The sequence below is a fragment of the Trinickia acidisoli genome (genome assembly GCF_017315725.1).
Classification (GTDB): Bacteria; Pseudomonadota; Gammaproteobacteria; order Burkholderiales; family Burkholderiaceae; genus Trinickia; species Trinickia acidisoli.
Genome location: NZ_JAFLRG010000001.1, coordinates 3527456 through 3550983, shown reverse-complemented (window position 1 = coordinate 3550983; position 23528 = coordinate 3527456). Strand labels below are relative to the sequence as shown.

23 protein-coding genes are annotated in these 23528 nt (G+C 60.8%); 19 read left to right on the top strand and 4 right to left on the bottom strand.

The features are described from left to right. Positions 1 to 287 precede the first annotated feature (287 nt). From J3485_RS16250 to J3485_RS16225, 6 genes are all read left to right on the top strand, one after another. A complete protein-coding gene (locus J3485_RS16250; RefSeq protein WP_206954523.1) occupies positions 288 to 1067 on the top strand; it encodes an acetoacetate decarboxylase in 780 nt (259 codons plus the stop codon). 132 nt (positions 1068 to 1199) lie between these two features. Then, positions 1200 to 1571: a DUF805 domain-containing protein gene (locus tag J3485_RS16245; RefSeq protein WP_206954522.1), complete on the top strand. Its 372-nt coding sequence runs from the start codon at positions 1200 to 1202 to the stop codon at positions 1569 to 1571. An 8-nt stretch (positions 1572 to 1579) separates the two neighbouring features. Continuing rightward, positions 1580 to 3916 (top strand): FAD-binding protein, encoded by a 2337-nt coding sequence (locus tag J3485_RS16240; protein WP_206954521.1) that lies wholly within the window; start codon positions 1580 to 1582, stop codon positions 3914 to 3916. Beyond that, positions 3913 to 4971: a hypothetical protein gene (locus tag J3485_RS16235; protein ID WP_242538588.1), complete on the top strand. Its 1059-nt coding sequence runs from the start codon at positions 3913 to 3915 to the stop codon at positions 4969 to 4971. Before J3485_RS16240 ends, J3485_RS16235 begins: the two co-directional genes overlap by 4 nt. A 94-nt stretch (positions 4972 to 5065) precedes the next feature. Beyond that, positions 5066 to 6367 (top strand): hypothetical protein, encoded by a 1302-nt coding sequence (locus tag J3485_RS16230; RefSeq protein WP_206954519.1) that lies wholly within the window; start codon positions 5066 to 5068, stop codon positions 6365 to 6367. Between the two features lie 272 nt (positions 6368 to 6639). Then, positions 6640 to 7581, top strand: coding sequence for a LysR family transcriptional regulator (locus tag J3485_RS16225; RefSeq protein ID WP_206954517.1), 942 nt, complete (start codon positions 6640 to 6642; stop codon positions 7579 to 7581). 170 nt (positions 7582 to 7751) lie between these two features. Here the strand turns inward: J3485_RS16225 and J3485_RS16220 are convergent, their stop codons facing one another. From J3485_RS16220 to J3485_RS16210, 3 genes are read right to left on the bottom strand one after another with little or no spacing between them, the layout of a single operon-like run. After that, positions 7752 to 8942: an NAD(P)/FAD-dependent oxidoreductase gene (locus tag J3485_RS16220; protein WP_206954514.1), complete on the bottom strand. Its 1191-nt coding sequence runs from the start codon at positions 8940 to 8942 to the stop codon at positions 7752 to 7754. Continuing rightward, complete coding sequence (locus tag J3485_RS16215; RefSeq protein WP_206954513.1) at positions 8939 to 9109, bottom strand: rubredoxin; 171 nt, start codon at positions 9107 to 9109, stop codon at positions 8939 to 8941. The genes J3485_RS16220 and J3485_RS16215 overlap by 4 nt, the downstream gene beginning before the upstream one ends. Positions 9110 to 9130: 21 nt before the next feature. Next, positions 9131 to 10186: a Rieske 2Fe-2S domain-containing protein gene (locus tag J3485_RS16210; RefSeq protein ID WP_206954510.1), complete on the bottom strand. Its 1056-nt coding sequence runs from the start codon at positions 10184 to 10186 to the stop codon at positions 9131 to 9133. Positions 10187 to 10478: 292 nt separating this feature from the next. On the opposite strand from J3485_RS16210, the gene J3485_RS16205 reads away from it, so the two are divergent. Continuing rightward, positions 10479 to 11357 (top strand): hypothetical protein, encoded by an 879-nt coding sequence (locus J3485_RS16205; protein ID WP_206954508.1) that lies wholly within the window; start codon positions 10479 to 10481, stop codon positions 11355 to 11357. Between the two features lie 238 nt (positions 11358 to 11595). Further along, positions 11596 to 12066 (top strand): hypothetical protein, encoded by a 471-nt coding sequence (locus J3485_RS16200; RefSeq protein WP_206954506.1) that lies wholly within the window; start codon positions 11596 to 11598, stop codon positions 12064 to 12066. 135 nt (positions 12067 to 12201) lie between these two features. Here the strand turns inward: J3485_RS16200 and J3485_RS16195 are convergent, their stop codons facing one another. Further along, positions 12202 to 12696 carry a hypothetical protein gene (locus J3485_RS16195; RefSeq protein WP_206954503.1) on the bottom strand — a complete coding sequence of 165 codons (495 nt, stop codon included), beginning with the start codon at positions 12694 to 12696 and terminating at the stop codon, positions 12202 to 12204. 166 nt (positions 12697 to 12862) lie between these two features. Between J3485_RS16195 and J3485_RS16190 the strand changes: the two genes are divergently transcribed. The 11 genes from J3485_RS16190 (at position 12863) to J3485_RS16140 (ending at position 23517) form a co-directional block, all read left to right on the top strand. Then, the gene (locus J3485_RS16190) at positions 12863 to 13588 is read left to right on the top strand and encodes a GntR family transcriptional regulator (protein WP_206954501.1); all 726 of its coding nucleotides are present in this window, start codon (positions 12863 to 12865) and stop codon (positions 13586 to 13588) included. A 181-nt stretch (positions 13589 to 13769) separates the two neighbouring features. Further along, complete coding sequence (locus tag J3485_RS16185) at positions 13770 to 14753, top strand: PhnD/SsuA/transferrin family substrate-binding protein (RefSeq protein WP_206955837.1); 984 nt, start codon at positions 13770 to 13772, stop codon at positions 14751 to 14753. Between the two features lie 53 nt (positions 14754 to 14806). After that, a complete protein-coding gene (locus tag J3485_RS16180; protein ID WP_206954499.1) occupies positions 14807 to 15334 on the top strand; it encodes a tripartite tricarboxylate transporter TctB family protein in 528 nt (175 codons plus the stop codon). A 12-nt stretch (positions 15335 to 15346) separates the two neighbouring features. Then, positions 15347 to 16891 (top strand): tripartite tricarboxylate transporter permease, encoded by a 1545-nt coding sequence (locus J3485_RS16175; RefSeq protein WP_206954498.1) that lies wholly within the window; start codon positions 15347 to 15349, stop codon positions 16889 to 16891. A 29-nt stretch (positions 16892 to 16920) separates the two neighbouring features. Beyond that, a complete protein-coding gene (locus J3485_RS16170; RefSeq protein ID WP_206954488.1) occupies positions 16921 to 17493 on the top strand; it encodes a chromate transporter in 573 nt (190 codons plus the stop codon). After that, positions 17483 to 18016, top strand: a complete 534-nt coding sequence (locus tag J3485_RS16165; RefSeq protein WP_206954486.1) for a chromate transporter — start codon at positions 17483 to 17485, stop codon at positions 18014 to 18016. Before J3485_RS16170 ends, J3485_RS16165 begins: the two co-directional genes overlap by 11 nt. Before the next feature lie 303 nt (positions 18017 to 18319). Then, a complete protein-coding gene (locus J3485_RS16160; protein WP_206954484.1) occupies positions 18320 to 19321 on the top strand; it encodes a tripartite tricarboxylate transporter substrate binding protein in 1002 nt (333 codons plus the stop codon). Positions 19322 to 19352: 31 nt separating this feature from the next. Beyond that, the gene (locus J3485_RS16155) at positions 19353 to 19733 is read left to right on the top strand and encodes a VOC family protein (protein WP_206954481.1); all 381 of its coding nucleotides are present in this window, start codon (positions 19353 to 19355) and stop codon (positions 19731 to 19733) included. A 296-nt stretch (positions 19734 to 20029) separates the two neighbouring features. Continuing rightward, positions 20030 to 21022, top strand: coding sequence for a YncE family protein (locus J3485_RS16150; RefSeq protein ID WP_206954479.1), 993 nt, complete (start codon positions 20030 to 20032; stop codon positions 21020 to 21022). A 213-nt stretch (positions 21023 to 21235) separates the two neighbouring features. Continuing rightward, positions 21236 to 22390: a porin gene (locus J3485_RS16145; protein WP_206954477.1), complete on the top strand. Its 1155-nt coding sequence runs from the start codon at positions 21236 to 21238 to the stop codon at positions 22388 to 22390. Between the two features lie 158 nt (positions 22391 to 22548). Beyond that, entirely contained in the window at positions 22549 to 23517 is a 969-nt protein-coding gene (locus tag J3485_RS16140) for an IclR family transcriptional regulator (protein ID WP_206954475.1), read from the top strand. Positions 23518 to 23528: the final 11 nt, after the last annotated feature.

The following is a 23528-nucleotide window of genomic DNA, read 5'->3' as shown; positions in this document are numbered from 1 at the left end:
CGCGCGATGTCGGCATGGATCAGGACGGCAACGTCGATTGTTGTCGTCGATGCAACATATTGGGCCCTTCCCGAGGCTACCGCCGCTCGCTGGCTGATGAGCGTACGATTCGCACTGACGGCAGCCACGCAAACCGTCTGGAGCGAGCCGGGCAATACGACACCGCCGCAATCGTGCGAAGGCGCATAGCGCTCGTCATTGCTTGACGCCGACGTATGTCATCGGCTGCGACAGCCAACGCTGTCGCGATCTGCGATACGCAGCACTCACCAACCGAGGGACGACCCGTGACAGAAGACGAAATCCGCAACAGCGCGTTTGCGATGCCCATCCTCAATCCGGCGTATCCGCGTCCGCCTTTTCGCTTTGTCGATCGCGAGTACTTCATCATTTCGTACGAGACGGACATGGCCGCGCTCAAGGCCGTCGTTCCGGAGCCGCTCGAGGTCGACCAGCCGATCGTCCATTACGAGTTCATCCGCATGCCCGACTCGTCGGGCTTCGGCGACTACACGGAGAGCGGTCAGGTGATTTCGGTCGTCGACGAGGATGGCAACCGTGGAAGCTATACGCATGCCATGTATCTCGACGATGAAGGCCCCATCGCGGGCGGCAGGGAGATCTGGGGTTTTCCGAAGAAGCTTGCTTCGCCGCGGCTCTCCATCGATGGCAAAGATACGCTGCTCGGCACGCTCGACTACGGAACACAGCGGATCGCCACGGGCACGATGGGTTATAAATATCGCGAAATCGATAAGGCGGCCGAGGGTCGCAAGCTCGCCGAGACGCCCAACTATCTGCTCAAGGTCATCCCGCACGTGGATGGATCGGCGCGCGTGTGCGAACTGGTCCGTTTCTTCCTGCGCGATGTCGACGTGCTCGGCGCGTGGGAGGGACCCGCGGCGCTCGAGTTGCATCCGCACGCACTCGCACCGGTCGCGGACCTGCCCGTGCGTAAGATCGTCGGCGCGCGTCACTTCGTCGCGAATCTGACGCTCGATATCGGTGAAGTGGTGTACGACTATCTCGCGCCCGACGAGTCCGTGAAGCTTGCCGCCAATCGGTAGCGGTAGCATCTCTCGCTAGCTTCTTATCGAATGCGCTGACCGGCGTCGCTAGGACTCGAAGACGCGAGGTGCATATTAATCCGTTGCATATAGGGATCTCGCCGAAAGCCCACCGAAAAGGAAGGCGCCACCATGCCGGTAATTCCTCTCTTCTTCGCATTCTTACTAACGCGCGGCCGCATTACACGCAGCGAATGGCTCACACGCGTCGCGATCGCGGCGCTCGTTTGCGCCGCGTTCGGTGATTTAGCCGGCAACGCGTTCGCAGACGTAGGCTCCGGGCCCTTTGCGCTCTTATTCATCTGGAGCGCGATCGCACTCGCCACCCAGCGTTTGCATGACATCGGCCGGCGCGGCAGTGCGCTCGTCTTCGCGATCGTGCCGGTGATCGGCCCGATCTGGGTGGTCGTGCAACTGCTCAAGCGCGGTGCCGAACATTCGAATCGCTTTGGTGCCGATCCAGCCAGCCGTGCCGACTATCTCAAGGTCAACATCGCGGAGTGATGCACGCCATGCCCACGGTCAACGACGTCACTCAGCTCAACCGCATCGCGGTCATGTCGGTCGTTACGCCCGCGTCGACGCAGGATGTCGTCGACGTGATGACGCATACCGATTTGCCGGTCTCGATCGGCGGCGGCCATTTCAGCATGGGCGGCCACACCGCCAGCCCGAATACGCTGCACCTCGACATGCGACAGATGAATCGCGTCCTGCGTTTCGATCCGCAAGCCGGCGTGATTCGCGTGCAAGCGGGTATTCGCTGGTGCGACGTGCAACGATTTATCGATCCGCACGGCTTCGCGGTGAAGATCATGCAGACGTATGCGAACTTCACCGTCGGCGGCGCGCTGTCCGTGAACGCGCACGGCCGCTATATGGGACTCGGGCCGGTCGTATTGTCTGTGCGCGCAATGACGTTGGTGCTGGCGAACGGTGAAGTCGTTCAAGCGTCGCGCGCGGTCAACACGCCGCTGTTCAAGGCGGCGATCGGCGGCTACGGCGGCATCGGCATCATCGTCGAAGCGGAGCTCGAACTCGCGCTCAACGCGCGCGTGGCGCGCAGCGACCGCAAGATGGACACGACGCAATACAAAACGTGGTTCGACGCCCATGTGCGCGGCCACGAGGACGTCGTGTTTCACAACTTCGATCTGTACCCGCCGCGCTATACGCATGGTCGTGCCGTGAGTTGGACGGTGACCGATGCGCCCGCCACCGCACCGCGTTTGCAACCGCTGTCTCGCGGCTTCTGGCTGGCCAAATATCTGCTGTGGGCGATCACCGAAACGCCGCTCGGCAAATTCCGCCGCGAATATTTTTACGATCCGTTGCTGCATTTGGGCAAGAAGGTGCACTGGCGCAACTACGAGGCCGGTTATGACGTCGCCGAACTCGAACCGGTCGGGCGCTCGCGCCGAACGTACGTGCTGCAGGAGTACTTCGTTCCAGCCGACGCTGTCGGCGATTTTGCGCGAGCGATGGGCGCCATTCTCGCGAAGCACGAGGTCAACGTCGTCAACATCTCCATACGGCATGCGCTCGCGGACAACGAGACCGTGATGGCATGGTCGCGCGGCGAGACGTTCGCCTTCGTGCTGTACTACAAGCAGCGCACGCGCGCGAGCGCGAAGGCACGCGTGGCCGTATGGACGCGCGCGCTGATCGACGCAGTGCTCACGGCCGGCGGCACGTACTATTTGCCCTACCAACTGCACGCAACCGACGAGCAGTTCCATCGTGCCTATCCGCGTGCGCGGGACATGTTCGCGCTGAAATCGGAACTCGATCCGCACTACCGTTTGCGCGGGGCCTTGTGGGACCGCTACTATGCGCCGCTGCTCGTGCGCGCATCGGCGCTCGCGCATGACGCGGTTGCGCCGCAACAGCCGGCGCAGCGCCCGTCGTTGTTCGCGCAGATCTACGGCGATGAGCGCGAGGCGGATCGCTTCTATGCGTTCTTGCAAAACATCTTCCACGTGCTGCCTGAAGATCGATTGCACACGCTGATTCAGGCCGAGACTGCGAAGCACGGCAGCGACGAGGCGATTTATCGTGGCATTCAGGTGGGCCTCAAGTCGATCACGCCGGCACTCGCCATGCTGACGCACGCGTTGCCGTCGCTTGCGGTGCAGAAGGCCGAAATGGGGCGTCAGGCCGCCACGCTGATCGGCGACACCGCGTTGCGCGATTATGTGGAGATCGGTACGACCGGCCGCTATGTGCGCGCGATGAAAAAGCACCTGCGATTGACCGGCGACGTGATGCTCGTGCATGACGTGGCACCCGGCATGAGTCCGGTCGACATCGTCGAGCGCGGACAGTTCGGCAAGCTCGGCGGCTTCGTGCCGCTGAACGACTACGCGCCGATCGCGCTGCCTGAGCGGAGCGCGGATCTCGTCAGTTGTTTCGTCGGTCTGCATCATATGGCGCCGGAAAAGCTCGCGCCGTTTCTCGCATCGATTGCGCGGATCACGCGGCCCGGCGGCTATTTCATCGTTCGCGATCACGACGTGACCACGCCCACGATGGATGCGTTCGTCTCGCTCGCGCATACGGTCTTCAACGCCGGGCTCGGCGAATCGTGGGAGACGAACCGCAAGGAGCCGCGGCATTTCGCGAGCGTCGACACGTGGATTGCTCGGATCGAGGCGGTGGGTTTTCGCCATACGGGGCTGCGGCTCGCGCAGGAAGGGGACCCGTCGGACAATTTGCTGCTCGCATTCGTACGCAACGCGATCTACACGGAAGTGGACACGCAAGCGAATGACCACAGCCGCTCCGCTGCAAGCGTAGATGTCGACGCTGGTATCGACGCCAACCTCGACGCAACCGGAGAGGCAGCATGAGGTGGAATCGATGGCGCGCGGTTCTTGCGGCATGCGCAATTGCGCTCACCTCGGTCGTGGCGTTCGCAGCGGGCTCCGAGTCGAATAGCGCCGTGCCGCCCGATGCGCGGCGAGACACGGAGCAGACGCTCTTGACGTTCCCCGAGTGGTATCTCGTGCATAGCCCCGCGGAGTACGCGCGGATCGTTCGGGTCGAGCCCGCGCACGCGTTTCCCTTCATCGAACAGACCGGGCAGCTCTGGTCGAGCTATGCGACGGTGACCGAGGCGCAGCTTCGCGGCCACTATCCGCTCAACATCGGCTATCACGTGATGATCATGGTGATCGCGACGAGTACGACGGCCGAATATGCACTGCGTTCGATTTACGAAAATACCTTCGGACGTGCAAGCTGGCTGCTCGACGGCGACCATCTGACCGACGAGGATCGCTACGGCGCGAAGGCTGCGCAAGAGTACGTCGATTTCATTCGTCAGGAGCCGTGGTATCTGTTCGACTTCGCCTCGAGGCTCAAGCATTTGTGGACCGACGTTCCGATGTGGGGGCCGCATCTCGTGCGCAAATGGGAGCGCCGCTATGCGCTCACGACGGAATACGCGGTCAAGGCGGTCTACGGCAAGCTGATCGAAAAAGCGACGCGTGCAACGTACACGCCGGCGAAGATGACGACCGATGTCGTCGTCGACCGTTTGCCCGACGGCTTTACGCCGCCCGAGCATGTGAGCGTTTTGCAGCGTCTGCCTGACGGCCGCGCATTGCTCGTGCTGCCGCGCTATTTCGATTTCCGAATTGCCGCGACGAAACTCGCGCAGCAGGGCGTGACGATCGACGACATCGCCGGCAACGGCGCATCGAAGCCGATTCTCGTCACCGTATGGGCCCGCGATCGAGATACGCTCCCGGCGGGCGATTTTCAGGTGCTCTTCGCGCAGCCCCTCACGTTGCCCGCTGCGACGCGGCGTATCGCGCTCTTGATGCCGGTCGGTGGCCTATCGGCGTTTCTCGCACAAGCGAGCGCCTTGGGGCTCACGGTCGAGCACGTCTATGACTACTAGCCGCTAAGCGGTGAGGACTGCCGTGGGCGCATGAACGCACCACATCTACGAAACAACCAAAAATAGGGGACCCACGATGCTACGAGTTTGCCGGATGTGCGTGCCGAACGTGTATACGCTCAAGGCGATTTGCCCAACTTGTGGCAGGGCCACAGTCAAACCTTACGGATCGACGACAAAATCACGCTATGCGCTGGTTCACACGCTCGGTAGAACCAGATTCGACCCGCTGGGAGGGGACGGCGCATATTCGGATTGGATGCAGCGTCACTTCCAAGGTGCCAGCGCCGCGGCCGGCAGTGGATGTCTAGCGGTCAGCCCGCTTCGATACGATGGTCCCGTTGGCAACGTTAAGGATTCGCTGCTCTCTAGTCAATTCAATCGCATATTTGTGCCCCAATTCGCCGGAATACTTGATTCCGTTGCTTTTCAGCAAGCACCCGTCATCATCCTGAATTGGCACATCCGCTTTACCAATGGCACGCCGAACGGATGGACCGGTAGAGGTATAAACGGCGCACTGGTGACGAGATTGACCGAGATGTGCCGGATGGCCGGCAAAAGGCTTGCGATTGTTTACACGATTCATGAGGCCAGCGATCTGACGAGCCACCTACTCATGCCGTCCGGGGTCGTTTCATTGAATCCGGATGTCGGGCATGCGATGGACCTGCAATTCCCCCGTGTTCGCCGATATGTCTCGCGGGTCCCGGGCTTGATGAGCTCGATCCACACGACGAAGATCGATCTGCTGCTCAAGCTAGTCGGGCAGTACCTCAAACCGATCGACCAGTACAGTGCGGCGAGTAACCTCTTTTGGGCACGCTCGCAGCAGTTGCTCAGACTGAGCAATGCACCTGCCGTAGCCAGCGTAGGTATCAAGGGAATCGTCGTATTCGGCATGATCATGCCCAGACACGGGTTGAGCAAAGCGGTGGTCGAGCGATTGGCAACGAAGATGAATGAAGCCGGGCTTCATGCATCGCTGAAGATCGTCATCGCCGGCAAGGAATCCGACGACACACTAGTGGCCAGCATGAAGGCGCTCCCCGCCACGAACCCCAGAGTTCATTACGCTGGCCGTATCGACGGGCTCGATCATTATGCCGGTTGCCGATATGCCATCTCGTTCGATGAACTAGGCTATCGCCTCAATGCATCCGCGATGGTCAACGTCGTGCGAGAAGGGCATCTGCTGTTTTCCAAGCGCGGTGCGGAAACGGATAATCAGCTCATCGATCGTGCGGTAAGGGTCATACAGCTATGCGAAGCCAATCCGCGCTTTTACTACGAGATGCTCGCGCAAAGTCAACCGCGCATCCGCGCGGCCGCGCCGGAACACGTCGGCGATGCGCTCAATCGGTTCTTCAAAAACGTTGCAATCAACTTGGAATAGCCGGTTGCCGGCGGGTAAGCCGGCCCATACGTCATCAACCGCGAAGGGCGACGCCGAGCATGCCGCGAGAGGCTTGCGGCGTCGCGGCCCGATGAACCAAGCCGCATAGACAGAATGTTCGATCCGATATAGAGCCCAAACCACGCGCCTCCCGCGGATGGCGTCGTCGCCGCATCGATTGACGTGCGAAATATCGCTACGTATACAGCGATAAGCGCAACGACACGCAACGTTAGGCAACGTCAAGCGGCAACCATCAGACGGCGGCACGTATGTACAAGCAGGTCATCGATTCTCACCTTCTCAAGATTCTCCACACCCTCATCACAGAGTCGAGCGTTTCGCGCACCGCGGCGCTGCTCGGTGTATCGCAGCCGACCATCAGTGTCGCTCTGCGCAAGCTGCGCACCCTGACGGGCGATCCGTTGCTCGTACGCAGTGGAAGTCGGATGGTGCCGACGAGTCACGCTATAACGCTCGTCGAGCCGCTCGTTCAAGCGCTCTCGGGGATCACGGCAGTGTTGAATCCGACCGCCACGTTCGACCCGGCCACGACGCGTCGCACCTTCCGCATCGGTTCGCCCGACTATCTGGACGTATTCTTTCTGCCTGCCGTCGTCGACGCGTTCAAGCATGAAGCGCCAGGGGCGCGTCTCGAGTTCCAGCATCTCATGACGGTGGACGGCGGTTACGAGCATGGGCTCGAGAGCGGCACGCTCGATGTGGTCGTGGGTAATTGGAGTACGCCGCCGGAAAACTTGCATATCCAACCGCTATGCAAGGACGACATGGTTTGCCTGATGCGCGAAGATCACCCGATTCAGCCCGGCAATCTCACTAGCGCGATCTATCAGGAGGTCGAGCATCTTGGTGTCACCACGCACCACGCGAGAGGGCTCGGTACGATCGACCTCGAACTCGCGCGCAGCGGGTTGTCGAGAAACGTCACGACGACGATGCCCTACTTCGGGCTGGCGCCATACGTGCTGATGCGCACGAATCTGCTCTTTACGACGACGCGGGGGCTGGCGGCGCATTTCTGTACGCTGCTCCCGCTGCGTATCGAACCTATTCCGTGCGTGCCGCAAGCGCTCACTTATTACCAGCTCTGGCACGATCGCACGCATCGCAGCGCGTCGGCAATCTGGTTGCGGCGCCTGGTTGCTCGCGTCGCGAAGAGCCTCGCGTCTGCAAGTGCGGATACCCCGACGTAAAAAAATGGCCGCGAGCGAGCGCTCGCGGCAAAGAACGGTCACGTCGAGCAAGGGAGACAGGAATCCTCGCGTGGACGTAGAGCCGCAACAGGAGTCGGTCAGCGAAGCAGCTGCCTGTCGAAGAGCGATATGCGCAGGGCACGCACCGCTTATAGGGGGGGCTCTAGCGGCTAAGGCTGTGCTTCGCTTGCCATCGCCTGCAGCCAGGCGGCCTTGTCCTTGGTTGCCGCATCGAGCAGCGCGAAGCCCGTCATGCGGCCGGTGGTCGGATCTTCGCATCGTGCGCGGGCGACGTGGCGAGCATCGCCGCTGTCGATCTCCGTGGTCCAAAGACCGTCGGCGGCAGGCGTCACGACTACCGCAGGTATTGCCGGGGTTTTGATCACGATTGGCATGATCGGAAATTCAGCGCGCGTGAGCGTTCCGCACAAACACTGCGCAACCGCGCGTGCGGCATGCATGATCGGCAGCACGTAAGGCCTGACTCGGCCATCGATCGACGCGCAATCGCCGAGCGCGTAGATGTCGGGCGCGCTGGTGCGGCACCAGGCGTCCGTGGCAATTCCGTCCGAGACCGCGAGCCCCGCTTCGCGCGCGAGCAGGACGCGCGGTGCGAGCCCGATCGCTGACAGCACGACATCGACGTCGAATCGAACCGCGTTCGAAAGCAGCAACCGATAGCCGCGCTCGCGCCGCGCGATCGAGCGAACGCTGGTCCCCAGCCTCAGCCTGACGCCCGCGGCTTCGAGCGCGCTTCGGAAGACGTTGCCGGCTTCCTGCGGCAACAATCGCGACAGCGGCAGCTCGGCCGGATCGATGATGTCGACCCTGTGCCCCGTGGCGATCAGATCGTTTGCGAACTCGCAGCCGATCAGGCCCGCCCCTAGAATCGCAACGGAGCGACACGTGCGCAGCGTTTCGCGAAATCGTGCGTAGTCGTGCAGGTCGTTGATCGACAGCACGTCTGCCGCGCCGTCGCCGTCGATCGGTGCGCGCTTGGCATCGGCACCCATGGCGAGAACGAGCGCGCGATATCGGAGCGTCTGTCCGTTATCGAGAACGAGCGCGTGTGCATCGGGTAGAAGCTGCTTCACGGCACACTGCGTCCAGATACGCGCGCGCAATTGCGACGCCATTGCCGTCGCGTCGGAGGTGGCGAGTTGACCAGGCTCCTTCTTCAGAGCAAGCGCGTTCGATAGCATGGGCTTCGAATAGAACCGGCCGTCATCGCGGCTGATCATGACGATCGGTACGTCGCCGTCGAGTTTGCGCAATTCCCGCGCAACCGTATAACCCGCCAAGCCCGTGCCGACGATGACGATGGGGGCCGCGGTATTTTCCGAGCGTTCCTGCGTACTCATTGCGATACCGCCTGCATGTCGAAATCGTGCTTGCCCGTTGCGCAATCGGGGCACACCCAATCGTTCGGAACGTCTTCCCAGCGCGTACCGGGCGCAATACCCTCATGCGGCAAACCCTCGGCTTCGTCATAGCGAAACCCGCAAATCACACATTCCCAGATTGTCATCTTCGCTCTCCCACCTCGCGTTCAACGCACGTACGATTGTCCCAGGCCGATTTCGGCAAGTGCGCGCCGATAAGCGCCCGATGACCGATCCGCGAGAATCGGTGCTTCCGCGGAGCGTTCGATCGGCAAATCTTCCGGGCACTGCAACTCGACGATGGCGCGGTCTTCCTCGAACACTTGTCGGTTGAACGCATAGACTTCTTCGAGCGGAAGGTCCTGGTCGAAATTTCGGACGATGGGCACGAACAAACGGGTCAATCGCGCGGATATGGGGCTTGCTGCATTGAGAATCGCGAGCTTGCCGTTTTCGGGGAAATGCACAGTGAGACGCGCGAAGAACGGAACATCGACTTCGAAGATTCTTCGCCATAGGAAGCCCTCGGGTGCGCGATGCCGCATGGACTTGGGAAAGTTGCTGACCGGGCTCACGTATTCCGCACGCATGCCGTTTTCCCGCCGCTCGACCGAATATCGCGGCACGACGGGGTTGTGCCGGTCCGCGAAGCTGTCGTGGTGAATCCACGCAAAGTGCGCGACGTCGATGAAGCCTTCGGTTTGTCGTCCGGCCGATGCGCGAATGTCGATCGACGGGGGAAGGATCTGCTGATATCCCTCTGTATTCCAAGCCGGGAACTCGGGTAGCGGGATCGCGCCGCCGCCAAGCGAAACCCATACGAGGCCGTATGCCTCTTGCGCCGGATACGTCGCCAGGCAAAGGCGCTCCGGAATGGGACCCTCCGGTTGCGACGGGATGCGGCTGCATGTGCCGCTCGCCTCGTATTCGAGGCCGTGATATGGGCAGACCAGATGATCATTGGCGACCCAGCCCCGGCTGAGGGGCGCGCCTCGATGGGGACACACGTCGCGCGCGGCAACCACGCTGCCTTGCGCACGAAACAGCACGAGCGGCTCGTCGAGCAGCGTCACGCTTAGCGGCTGGTCGCGCACGTCGCTCGCGAATGCGACAGGATGCCAGTAGCGGCTCAGAATCTCCCAGTCGCGGGCGTCGAAGGTGCAATTGCGGGGTAAGTTGTTCGACCGTGATTGGGTCAGCACGGCGGCTTGGGCATGGATCATGGGCGTCTCCTGTGGAAATCGTTCGGAATCGTCGCGGCGACACCGATAACGTCTCGTGCCTCGCGATGTGAAAGCACGATACCGACTAGCCCTGTCTCGTCCCATTCCCGAGTCGCCATGAAGTCCATGCATAGGTCCGCATGGATTGCCGGTGCGCCGGCTCGCGATGCATCGTGCGATGCCGCGTCATCGATCGGTTGACTTCATGCCTAGTGAGATGCCCCATTTGCATGCGTTGTGACCGGTAGGGCTCGGTGCCATACTGTCAGATCATTGCGAACGGAGACCACGCATGTCGCTCGAAGAAAGCCGGGGCCGCCTCATGGCGGCAATAGAAGACGGGGCGGAGTTGGATGTCATAAGAGAGTTCGCCAGAATATGGTTCGCCGACATAAAAAGCTGGGAGAGTACGGACGATTTCGCAACGGCTTTTAAAGAACGGCGCATGACTGCTCGGGCGACCGGCGACGATGCGGCCCTGAAGCAGATTGGGGTGAGGAAGCATGTCGAAACTACGATCAATCTCGATCCTTCTGTCGCTGGCACGATTGCTCGCCTAAATGCAGATAATTTTCTGAAGAAACTGAAGAACGATCTGGGGTTGCATGATCTCAGTGCCGTGCTTCTGCGCCCTGATATCCCACTTGCGAACCAGTTTTTCAAGATAACCGCAAAAACAATCATCGTTTTTATGCCGATTCCTCTCGAGGAAGACCTGGTGGCATTTGCGTTGCTGTCCGCGGTTGCAAAAGCGAATCGAGGCAGTGAGCTCTACACGGAGTATCAAGGAATGCGAGCGAATTTAACTCGCATAAAATACGGCTCTTCGGACGACATGCACTCGGGATTTTTGATAATAAAAAAAGAAAAGACGGGCTCGCCGGGTGAGGATGACGGAAGGCTGCATGTGAGATACGGTATGGCGAACATCATGGGAGGGCCGTTGTCGCCAGGGCTCTTGGAGAGAAGAAGAAACAACGCACATGCGTATCGAACCAAGGTGGCGGTAGCTTCGCAAGAGGGCGAAAACAACGAAGTCATCATTTCCTACAGGAATCACGCCGGCCTGTTTCCTCTATTCGGAAAACCGGGATCGGGCGGTCTCGTATTGACCGATAAAAAAGACAGCAAGATGGGGACGTTGCGCAGCGACGGAGCGATACAGCCGTAACGCATATCGTTATACCCATCTTGGGCATAACGACGTCGTTCTGATTCATTGGAATGGCGTTGTAACGTTAATTTCGACGATGAATGAGGGTGATATGCCGTTTAGCGCCGTTTCTACAGTAGAAGATAGCAATGGTGGAAATTTTCCATCTGTAATGAGAATATTTTTCAATAAATGTGGCACCCAGAATTACAATGGGGGTATCAAATTCTCCGACCATTACCATAAGACGAGGGTGGTGCCGATCTTCAACGACGAATGTCTCGAGGATACCCCGGTGACATACAGTTTATTGCGCCAAATTCGCAAAGCGATGAAGAGCAACAGTATGCTTCACAGTTTCAACGTGAGTGCGCGCTCCATCCATCAGAACGAGCACGGCTATTTACCCTATCAGAGCGGATCGACTTCATCCCGGCTCGAGGTTCATGCTCCGGCCATTCGCAACGCGGCGATGACGGTTGGCGCTTTGCCGCATAATCAGGCATCGGCCAACGTGGATACCAGCGGGCAGTTCATGGAATATACGTGCCAAGACGGTATGCACCAGATCGCCCGGCTTGTCGTTGACTACCGTTTTGGTTTCGTCTATATGACGTTTGGTCATTATCACGAGGATTCGTTTGCGCTGCTGATCCGTTCTCCCGCGGAGCTGTACTTCGAGGTCATGCCGACTCTGCCGGCGATGGATGCCAAGTTCGTGCAGTAAATGCCGCTTTCCGCCGAGTGGCGCACGTGTTTCTGCCATAGGGGCGACGGATCGGTCGAGGCGCGGTTCACGGATTGCCTGAACGATCCCCTCGAAGCTGCGCTCGCTCGCAGGCAGACGCCGAAGCCGTGGCGTTCATTGATCGCGTGAAGAACAGCCGAGTTCGCTGAACGCTTGCTTCGCGAGCCGAACTTCTAGTTCGTCCAACTGCGACTGAAAAAAACGCGCATCGTGTCCAGGCTCGGCGCGTTGGTCAGCAATGGCGCGTAGCCTTCGTCGCCTGCATCCGGCCGGCAAGGCAGCAATCGCATTCGCGCGTTCGGCGCAAACAAGGCACTCGAGTGCGAAGATTTCATCCAGCGTTGCTACTCGCAGGGGCGGCGTGGGGTTTCCTGCAATGGAGCGTTGCGCCGGCGAGTCGAGGGCGACGAATGAAACCCTGACTGTCTCGTTGGCGAGAAAATCTTGTTGATAGTTGACGAGTTCGAGCCCAGCATCAATGAACTCTTCCTCCGCCAGTGGGCTTTGATTCGACTCTGGTTTGATGCCTCGATCGCGTAGCGATCGAGCGAGCAATGGGAGCCGACTGCGGGAGCCGACTGGGGAGCCGACTGCGCGGTAGGTGCCCACCGCCTGTGTGCGCGAAGTCGAGATCCTCGCTCACTCGATGACCGATGCGTATCTTGGGTAACGAGCCGGAGGGGGATCTAGCATTACAAAATGCTGTCGAACCCGCTCCGCGTTGGAAAAAGTAAAGTGTTGACATTTTTCATTCCCCTCACTAGACTCGTTTCTCATGGAAACCGATCGCACCTCCACTCCCGTCTCTCTAGCCGACTTCCGAGCGAACACGTTGACTGGTGTCGTTCAGCGTGAGATCGAGCGCATGATTTTGAGCGGCGAATTGAAGCCGGGTGAGCGCCTGAATGAAAAGGCCGTGGCCGATAAGCTCGCCGTCAGCCGAGGGCCTGTCCGGGAGGCGTGCCGGGCGCTGGCCGAACTGGGCCTCGTATATCAGATTCCGCAACGCGGTGTCTTCATTCAAGAAGTGACGCGTGACGACGCGATCGAAGTGTATGACCTGCGGGCGGGCTTGACCGCGCTTGCGGCTTCGCTGCTTGCGCCGGTACTCACCGCCGAGATGGCTCGGCAACTCGACAGCTACGTGGATGAAATGCAGGACGCCGCTGAGAAGGGCGATTTCTCGCGCTTCGATCCGCTCAATCTCGAGTTCCACGATTACATCGTCCGTTCGACGGGCAACTCGCGGCTGCTCAAGCAGTATCGAGCGTTCGTCAAAGAGTTTCATCTGTTCCGGGTCCACGGCATGGTGCAGCGCGGGGCGCTGCTCGAGTCGAACGAGGAGCATCGCGAGATCGTCAACACGTTGAAATCGCACGACTCGCGCCGCAGCTACGAGACGAGCTTCACCCATGTGTCGAAGGGCAAAGAGCGCATGCTCCTTTCGTTGGATGGCATGACAAAAGCGGGTGCGCGAGAAGCCGGCGATAAGATCGCCTGACCGAAGGCTCGCGCAGCGGCGCTCCATAGGCTGCTCCGTAGCGCTCGCTCTCCCAAGCACTCGATCCGGCATTGCATTGCCGGAAATTTAGTTAGTACTACTTAGCAATTTGTTTTTGATCCCGCACGTTTGCTCGACGAGCGTGCTGTCCGGATTCCTACCGATACGGTACTTGATCTCTATGCTCGAACTATCGCTGGCTTGCCAGAACACAGACCGAACCCGAGCGTTGCTCGACAACAGGGTCTCAATCGAAGGGGTGAAGATCCATTTCGTGACCGGCCCTGCCGAAGAGCTGTTTCAACGCGCGTTTCGGCACGCGGAGTTCGATATTTCGGAGCTATCGCTGGGCACACACCTCATGACCACGGCGCGTGCGGCAACGCATTACATCGGTGTGCCGGTGTTTCTCTCGCGATCGTTTCGTCACTCGGCCATCTACGTTCGTAGCGACCGCGGGATCGATTCGCCCGAGGCACTGAAGGGGCGCCGTATCGGCGTGCCCGACTTTCAGCAAACGGCAGGTATTTGGGTGCGGGGCATGCTCGCAGACGAATACGGTATCGATAGTTGCGACGTGCGCTGGGTAGTCGGCGGTCTCGAACAGGCGGGGCGCGCGGCGCGGGTTCCCTATGCGGTGCGGCCCGACATCGAAATCGAGCCGATCGCACCGGGCGAGACGCTTGCGCGTCTGCTCGATGTGGGCGAGATCGATGCGGTGATCGCGCCCAAGCCGCCTTCGTGCTTTGGACGCAACGAACACGTGCGACGTCTTTTCCCCGCGTTTCGCGAAGCCGAGCAAGCCTGGTTTCGCAAAACGGGGATGTTCCCGCCCATGCACACGCTCGGCATTCGGCGCTCGCTCGTTGAACGGCACCCTTGGCTTCCGGTCAACGTATTCGCCGCGTTCAAGAAAGCGCGCGATATTGCTCTGACGGAACTTCAGGTGACGGATACGCTGCGCATCATGCATCCGTGGATCACCGACGAGTTCAATCAGGTGAGGGCGCTGATGGGCGACGACTATTGGCGCTACGGCGTGAACGAGAGCCGCGGCGAACTCGACACGTTGCAGCGCTACGCGCAAAACGACGGGCTGATCGAGCGCGTGGTGCCGATGAATGAGCTGTTCGCTCAGAGCACGTCGGACGCATTCAATTTCTAATCGGGCTATCCCGCCTCGCGGCGGCGTTGCCTGAGACGAATGCTGGAGGAGACATGAAGAGCATCAACAAAGATGTATGGCTTGCGCTCGGTGTCATCGCACTCGCCGGCGCATACCTGATCATGGACATGCGTTTGCCCGACGTTCGCTTGAGCGATCCGCTCGGGCCGAAGGTTTTTCCCGCGCTGGTCGGTGCCGGTCTGATCGCATCGGCGCTGTTGCTGCTGCTGGAGACGAAAGGCCGGCGCGCTTCGCATGCCCATGAGCCGAAGGCCGTCGAAACAAACGAGGTGTCGGACACGCAGGGACAAGAGCAGGGACACGAGCAGGCCCAGCAGTCGAAGGGCCACTATTTCGTCCTCATAGGCATGCTCGTGTGGACGGGCGTGTACTACGCGTGCTTCGAGCGGCTCGGCTACCTGATTTCCACCTCGGCATTCCTGTTCGGTCTGCTCGCCTATTTCAATCGCAAACGGCTCAAGTCGAATCTTTTGATCGCGCTAGGCGTGACGATCGTTCTCGATCTGCTGTTTGCTCAGCTTCTCGGTGTTCCGATGCCGACGGGCCTTCTTCCATTTTGAGGCAGCCGGGACATGGACAGTTTGCACGGAATCATCCACGGGCTCAGCATCGCGGCGACGCCGACGCATTTGCTTTATACGCTGATCGGCGTGTTCATCGGCACGATGATCAGCCACTTGCCTGGCATCGGGCCTTCGGCGGGCATCGCATTGCTGATCCCCGTCACGTTCGGCATGGACCCGACCTCGGCGTTGATGATGCTCACCGGCATCTATTACGGATGCATGTACGGGGGCGCGGTGACGGCGATCTTGCTGAATACGCCCGGCGATGCGGCCGCGGTGATGACGGTGCTCGACGGCTATCCACTCGCGAGGAAAGGCCGAGCGGCGGCAACGCTCGCGATTGCCGCGGTGAGCTCGTTCATCGCCGGCATGCTGGGCGTGACGGCGCTCACGTTCGTGGCCGCGCCCCTCGCCGCCTTCGCGCTGCATTTCGGGCCGACCGAATATTTCGCGCTGATTTGCTTCGCGCTGTCCACCGTGAGCGCGCTGACCGGCAAGTCGCTCGCGAAAGGGATGTTGGCGGTGTTTCTGGGGCTCGGATTGGCAACGGTGGGCATCGATTTGCAAAGCGGGGTTGCACGTTTCACGCTCGGCTTCGTCCAGTTGCAGGATCGCGTGAATTTTCTCGTAGTCGTCGTAGGCCTATTTGCCATCTCCGAGGTGAGCCGAATGGTGGAAGGCGCGCTCGGCGGCACGCTACACACGGTGCGCGTCGAGGGCAAGCTCTGGTTCACTCGCGCCGAATGGCGCCGTGCCCGCCCCGCGATCTTTCGCGGCTCGTTCGTCGGATTTCTTTGCGGGGCAGCGCCTGGGCTGGGCGGTACGCTTTCGGCCATGCTGTCCTACGTGCTGGAGAAGAAGCTGTCGAAGCACCCGGAGGAGTTCGGGCATGGCGCGATCGAAGGCGTCGCGGCCCCGGAGGCGGCCACCAATGCCGATAGCTGCGGGGCATTCGTGCACCTGCTGGCGCTCGGCGTGCCGGGCTCGGGCGCGACCGCGGTCATTATGGGTGCATTCATCATGTACGGCATGCAGCCGGGGCCGATGCTCTTTCATTCGCAGCCGAATCTCGTCTGGGGCCTCATCGCGAGCATGTACGTGGGCAACATCATGCTGCTCGTTCTGAACCTTCCGCTGGTCGGGATCCTGTCACGCATCCTCTATGTCCCGCCGCGTGTGCTTTTATGCGTGATCCTCGTGATCGCGTCGACAGGGGTGTATTCGTTCAATAACGATACGTTCGATTTGTTCCTCGCACTGTTCTTCGGTGCGGTGGGCTATGTGTTCCGCAAGTTCGATATTCCGAAGGCGCCGCTTCTGTTCGGCCTGATTCTCGGCCATACGCTCGAGCAATCGTTTCGCCAGGCACTGACGATTTCGAATGGCGATCCGATGACGTTCGTGCGCAGCCCGATATCGGCGGTCTTGCTCGGTTGCGCGTTGGTGAGCATCGCGGCCTCGGTCTGGAGCCGTCGCAAAGAGATGGTCACGCTCTCGAAGGTGCTGCGTGGCCGGCTCGTGGATCCTCAACTGGTGGACGAGCCTCGCTGAGCGCGGCGGCTGCGTCAAGGCGAGTCGATATGAGCATCGCATTGGAAAGAGGCACGGCAAACGTATCGTTGCGAGAGATCGTCTTGCTGTTTGCGCGCGTGGGTTTGACGAGTTTCGGCGGTGGGCTCTCCGCGTGGATCTACCGAGAGGTCGTCACGCGGCGGAGCTGGATGAGCGACGACGAGTTTCTCGGTGCGCTGACGCTTGGCCAGATCGTGCCTGGCTCGAATGTGGTCAACTTGTCGATCTACATCGGCTACCGACTGCGAGGCGCGATCGGCAGCGTATTGGCTACCGCTTCGCTGCTGTTGCCGCCGATGATCGTCATCGTATTGTGCGCGACCGGATTTCGCGAGTTCGCGCAGATCGAGTGGCTGCACCGGTTTCTGGAGGGTGTCGCGGCGGCGGCGATCGGCATGACCGCATCGGTCGCCATGCGGAGCGCTAAAGCGATCCTCGCCAGGCAAGTCGCGATGCTCGTGCCGATCGTCGCGGTGTTCATTGCGGTAGGGGTGATGCGTTGGCCTCTGGTACCCGTGGCGCTCATTGTCGGCGTTGCCGGCTTGGCGTTGGCCTGCAAAGGTGGCCGGCGTGCGCGATAACGTCTACTTGCAACTCGTTGCCGTATTTGCGCCGCTGTCGTTGCTTTCCATCGGCGGCGGTCAAAGCATCGTGGCGGATATCGGCGTGCAGGCCGTCACCGTGCATCGATGGGTGACACAGACCGATTTCGTGGAGCTGTTTGCCCTGTCGCGCGCCGCGCCGGGACCGGGTGCGCTTCTGACGACGCTGATCGGATGGAAAGCCGCGGGATGGCTGGGCGCACTGGTCGCTTCGGTGGCGCTCTTCGTTCCCTCGTCTGTCCTGGCGTACGCGGTAACGGTGGCATGGGCGCGGCACGATCGCCATCGGTGGCATAGCGTGGCCGAGCGCGGGCTTGCGCCCGTCGCAACGGGGCTCATGCTCGCGAGCGCGTTATCGGTGCTGCGCGCTGCGCCTTCGACGTGGACCTCCGCCGGGATTGCCGCCGTCGCGATGCTGGTCTTTTTGGGCAGACCTCGGTGCCATACGCTCGTCGTACTGTTTGGAGCGGGGCTACTCGATGTGGTCATAGGGTATCTGTAGGTATCTGTAGGACGGGATTACGTCGCGCTCGTTTGGAAAACGATGCGGCGCTTTGGCGGTACGCGGGATATGCCTCGGGTCGCAGCGCCGGGGGCGTGGAAGCGCCCGCACGAGAGGAAGGTCCTGTTGCTACGTTTTTGGAAAATGTTGACATTTAGCATATGACAGTCTACAACTTCATCATCGACGCTGGCCTGATGCTCACCCCGTTCATGCGGCCAGCAGTAAGCGCTTGAACCCCGGCTTGGCTGCTGAGCCGCGAAGCCGGGCGCAATCAACCCAAGATGTTTCAGGAGACAACGAATGGCAGGGAACAGATGGACGTATCGAGCGATCGTCGCGACATGCCTCGCATTGCTCGGCGCGCAAGTGACCACCGCACGCGCGGCTGATAGTTGGCAGCCGCGCCGGCCCGTCGAGATCGTCGTGCCGAGCGCAGCCGGCGGCGGCTTGGATCTGGTGGGCCGGACGTTGCAGAGCGTCCTCGAGCAGCAGAAGCTATCCAGCAAACCGATCACCGTGGTCAATCGCCCTGGCGGTGGGGGAACGGTTGGGCTGGCCTACATCAACTCCCATCAAGGGGACGGTGATTACGTGAGTGTGCAGGCGCTGCCGTTGATTACCAATCGAATCACCGGGCAAAGCACGCTGGGCCTCGATGACGTGACGCCGCTCGCCGTGTTGGTCACCGAACAAGTGGTGTTTTCGGCGCCGGAGGATTCCCCGGTGAAAAGCGGCCAGGATCTGCTGCAGATGATCAAGAAAAATCCGTCGGCGGTGAGCTTTGCGGTGTCGAGCTCGCCCGGTGGACAGAGTCACGATGCCGCCGCGCTCGTCGTCAAGGCGGCCGGCGTGGACCCGACGAAGCTGAAGATGGTCTTCTTCGATTCGGGCGGCGAAGCGGTCACGTCGCTGATGGGCGGGCATGTCACGGTAGCGGCGACGCCTGCCGGTGTCGTCTTGGGCCCGAGCGAGGCCAAGCGTGTGCGATTGATTGCGATCGCAGGCGGCCATCGGGAACAGGGCGCGCTCGCGGACGTCCCGACGTGGAAGGAGCAGGGCGTCGATGTCGATTTCACGACATGGCGCGTGTTGGTGGGTCCGAAGGGCATGACGCCTGCCGAGGTTGCTTGGTGGGACAACGCGCTGCAAAAAGCGACGTCGTCCCCGCAATGGGCCGCTGCGGTCAAGCGCAACTTGTGGACCGCGGACTATCGAAACAGCGCGGCTACACGTGTCTTTCTGCAAAACGAGCGCACGCGCTTGACGCCCCTGCTGGGCGAACTGGGTCTCGCCAAAAAGTAAGCTTTTGTCACCGTTTCAAATGGAGAATTCAATGTCACGCATCGTTCACCTCGCAGTCAAAGTCGATGATCTCGAGGCCGCCACCCGCTTTTATACCGAAGTGTTCGGCTTCACGGAGGTCAAGACCGGGCGTAATCGGCAACACATCTCCCGGCACATGACCGATGGGCATATCGACTTCACGCTCATGAAGTACGACAGCGAAGAGGCGCATGAAGCCCAACTGGCGGGGCCCGGGCCGCGTCTGCACCACTGGGGCGTCACGGTCGACGATCAGGAAGCGGTGGCCGAGAGGATCAAGACCTACGGCGGCGAAATTCTCTCCGCGAAAGGCGAGGGCGCGCTCAAGTTCCGTGCGCCTGACGGCACGATTGCGGAAGTCGTGAAGCCCGGCCGATACAACGAGAAATAGTCCACGTTCCCCCCGAGACATCGGCCGTGATCTGTCCGTACGCACTACCGCATAGGTTTGCGTGCCGGACAGTGTGCCGAGCGTGCGGTCGTCATCGAACCCGCTTTCGATGCGACGCAGGCAGCGGGCTCGCGCTGCGATAGTTCGACAAGCGGGCAGTACGGCCGGGCGAACTGCGTTGCGAGGGGGCGCGGATGGATTTCGAGTCGGTCTCATTTAATTAGTTCGTAGTACTAATTAATTCGAGGCGCGGCTGAAGTCAAGAATGCTGAAATATCAAAACAACAGGAGACACAATGCGACCTCTCTTCAAAACGGCTTGTCTCGCCATCGCGATGGCGTGCGCCATCGCCGGCCCTACAAGCGCCAACGCAAGTACGGCGACGCACTACAAGCTCGTCAAGACGATCGATTTGCCCGGTAAGGGCGGCCACGGCGACTGGGTCGTGTTCGATCCGGCCACGCGTGAAATCTGGCTGGCGCAATCGCCCGATCACGACGTCGTGGTGCTCGATGCCGATACGCTCGGCGTGAAGGCGACGATCGCCGGCATCGAAGACGGAAACGGCATTGCGCTGAACGACAAGTTTGCCTTTGTCGCCGATGCGGCGAACAACAAGCTGGTCGTCATCGACAAGCGAACCGACAAGCAAGTCGCGGCCGTCGATACCGCCGGTAAAGGACCGGACGGCGTGGCACTCGATACGCGCAACGGCCGCGTGTACGTTGCCAACGACGACAGCGACACCGAGACGGTATTCATGGATCAACCGCCGTTCACAAAGGTGGCGCAAATCGCACTGACACCGCAACCGGCCAAACACGGTCCCGATGTCAACCTTTATGAGCAGGCGCTGGGACGGATCTATCAGCCTGTCGATAACGTCATCGACGTGATCGATCCGGACACGCAAAAGGTCGTCGACGTATGGAATTTTCACCTGAAGAAAGATGCCAAGCCGATGGTGTACGACAGCCAAGGCAAGCACCTGATCATCGGTAGCCGTGACGAGAAAGTGCTGATCGTCGATGCCGACGGCAAGCTCGTCGCGACCGTTCCGTTCGAGGGAGGCAATATCGACCAGACGGCCATCGATGTCGCCGCCCGGCGCATTTTCCTTGGCGACAAGTCCGGCGACGTGGATGTCATCGATCTCGACACCCGCCAGGTTGTCGATCACCTGCATACGGAAAAGAACGTCCACACATTGGCCGTCGATCCGCGGACGCACCGGATCTTCGTGTATTTGAACGAGAGCAACAAGGTAGACGTGTTCGAGCCGGTCTGACTCGAGCTCGCACCGGTTCGGCCCGAACCGGCGGGGGGCTTCGCGCGACGTTCCTTCCTCTGCGCATGGTGTGTAGCGGTCGAAGGTGCGTCGGGTGCGCGTGTGCTTGCGTCCGTGTGTGCGCGACGCCGCGAAAACGCCTGCCTCGGGTCGAAAAAGAATCGATAAATCGAATCGAAAATTTAGGAATCCTAATTAATAGGAGGAGTCGTCATGGGTGAACCCGTCTATTTCCGATCCATCGTGGCCGCGCTCGTCACGTTGCCATTGGCATCGCTCGCGCACGCGCAAAGCACCGTCACGTTATATGGCGAACTCGACGATGCGGTCGCGTATTACAACAATGTCGGACAACATTCGCAGGTGGAACTGCAAGGCGCGGACTTGACGGCCAACAAGTGGGGGTTACTCGGCAAGGAAGATCTCGGCGGCGGCAATAAGGCGATCTTCGATCTGGAAAACGGCTTCAATATCGACAACGGTAAGTTGAGCCAGGGTGGGCGCCTCTTCGGGAAGAAGGCTTGGGTGGGCCTTACCAGCAAAAACCTCGGGACACTCACGCTCGGGCGGCAACTGGATACCACGGTCGATCTGGTCCAACCGCTGACCGGCGACGTGTACGGCCCCGCGTTTACGACCCCAGGCGATGCCGACAACAACGACAATAGCTTCCGATTGCAAAACTCGGTCAAATACGCGAGCCCGATCTACGCAGGCTTTCAATTGGAGTTGATGTACGGGCTAGGCGGCGTTGCCGGCAGCCTGGCATCGCAGAACTCCACCTCGGCCGCGCTAGCGTATACCCACGGCGGATTCAGCGCCGCGGCCGGATACGTGTACGCTCGGACGGACGGCCCCGATGGCGCCGGAACGGCAGACCAGACGCAAAACAACTCGGTGACCCCGCTGTACGGAAGCGTACCGTTCGTCGGGTCGCGCATGATCGTCCATGTCGCGGCTCAGTATCAACATGCCGGAATCACCGCCAATATCCGGTACAGCAATGCGCAATGGAAGCCGTACGGAAATTATTCGGCCTTCAATCGGACCGAGACGTTCAATACCGCCGCCGCCACACTGGGTTACCAGATGACGCCATCGACGCAGGTCGACGTCGGCTACACCTTGACGAAATCGAGCGGCGCTTCTTCGGCGACCTACAACAACGTTGCCGCGGAGCTCCAGTACTTCCTGTCCAAGCGCACCACGCTCTATGCGATCAGTGCCTATTCGCACGCGAACGGTACGACCTTCAGCCAAGATGGGACGAGTATCGTGCCGGCTGGCGGAACGATCGGCGATCTGAACGAGAGTTCGGGCACGCCGAATCAGGTCGCGTTGATATTCGGCATGACGACCAAGTTCTGAACGGCCGCTTGTCCGTATCTTGTCGGTTGCGCTGAAGCTTGCGCGGCATGATCGGTGGTGTGCTCGCTCAAAGGAGCGCGGGGGAAGCTTAAAAGCGCTATCGCGCTTCGCGCTATCATCCCGAGCATCACCGAATCTTCAAGCGACACCAGCCGCCAATGGCCAAGCAAAATACGACAGGCAGCGCGCGCCGCGGTACCCGGCCGCGCAACGAAGCGGCGTCGGCCGCCGAAACGGACGATGCCGCGCTCGAATCGGCAGGCGCACGCGCAAGCGCCGACGACGAGCCTTCGAGTGCGTCCACCTATCTCGTGCCCGGCCTCGAACGCGGTCTGCGCATGCTTGCCGAATTCTCCGCGCGCGAGCCCGTGCTCGGCGCGCCGGAGCTGTCGCGGCGCATCGGCATTCCGCGCACCACCACATTTCGTTTGCTGCAGACGCTCGAAGCGTTGGGCTTTCTCGAGCGCGCGAATGGCGATCGGCAGTTCCGTCTCGGCGTAGCCGTTCTGCGGCTCGGCTTCGAATACCTGAGCTCGCTCGAATTGACCGATCTCGGCGCGCCGGTGCTCGATCATTTGCGCGATGCGACGGGGCTCAGCGCGCATCTGCTGATTCGCGACGGCCGCGACGTCGTATTCGTCGCGAAGGCGCAAGCGCGCGACTCGATGTTCAGCTCGGTCAAGGTGCATGTGGGCACGCGGTTGCCCGCCCATGCGACCGTGCACGGCCAAGTCTTGATGGGCGATCTCACGCTCAGCGAGCTACGCGCGCTTTATCCGGAGAAGCAACTCGAGCGCTATACCACCCGCACGCCCGGCACGGTCGCGGATCTTTATGCACGCGTGCGCGAGAGTGCGGAGCAGGGCTATGCGCTCAGCGAGGGGGCCTTCGAAACGGGGATTTCGGTCGTGAGCGCGCCGGTGCGCGATCACTCGGGCCGAATCGCCGCGGCCGTCACGGTGACGGTGCCGCGCTCGAACATCGGCGACGAAGCCGAGCGCGCACCGTTGATCGCGGCCGTGTGCGGCGCAGCCATCGATCTGTCTCTACGTCTGAACTATCGGCAGCGCGCCAACGATCCCACGGCCGCGCAAGCGGCGCGTCTGCGCACGCTGGCGGCGGGGTGAGCCGCCAGCGG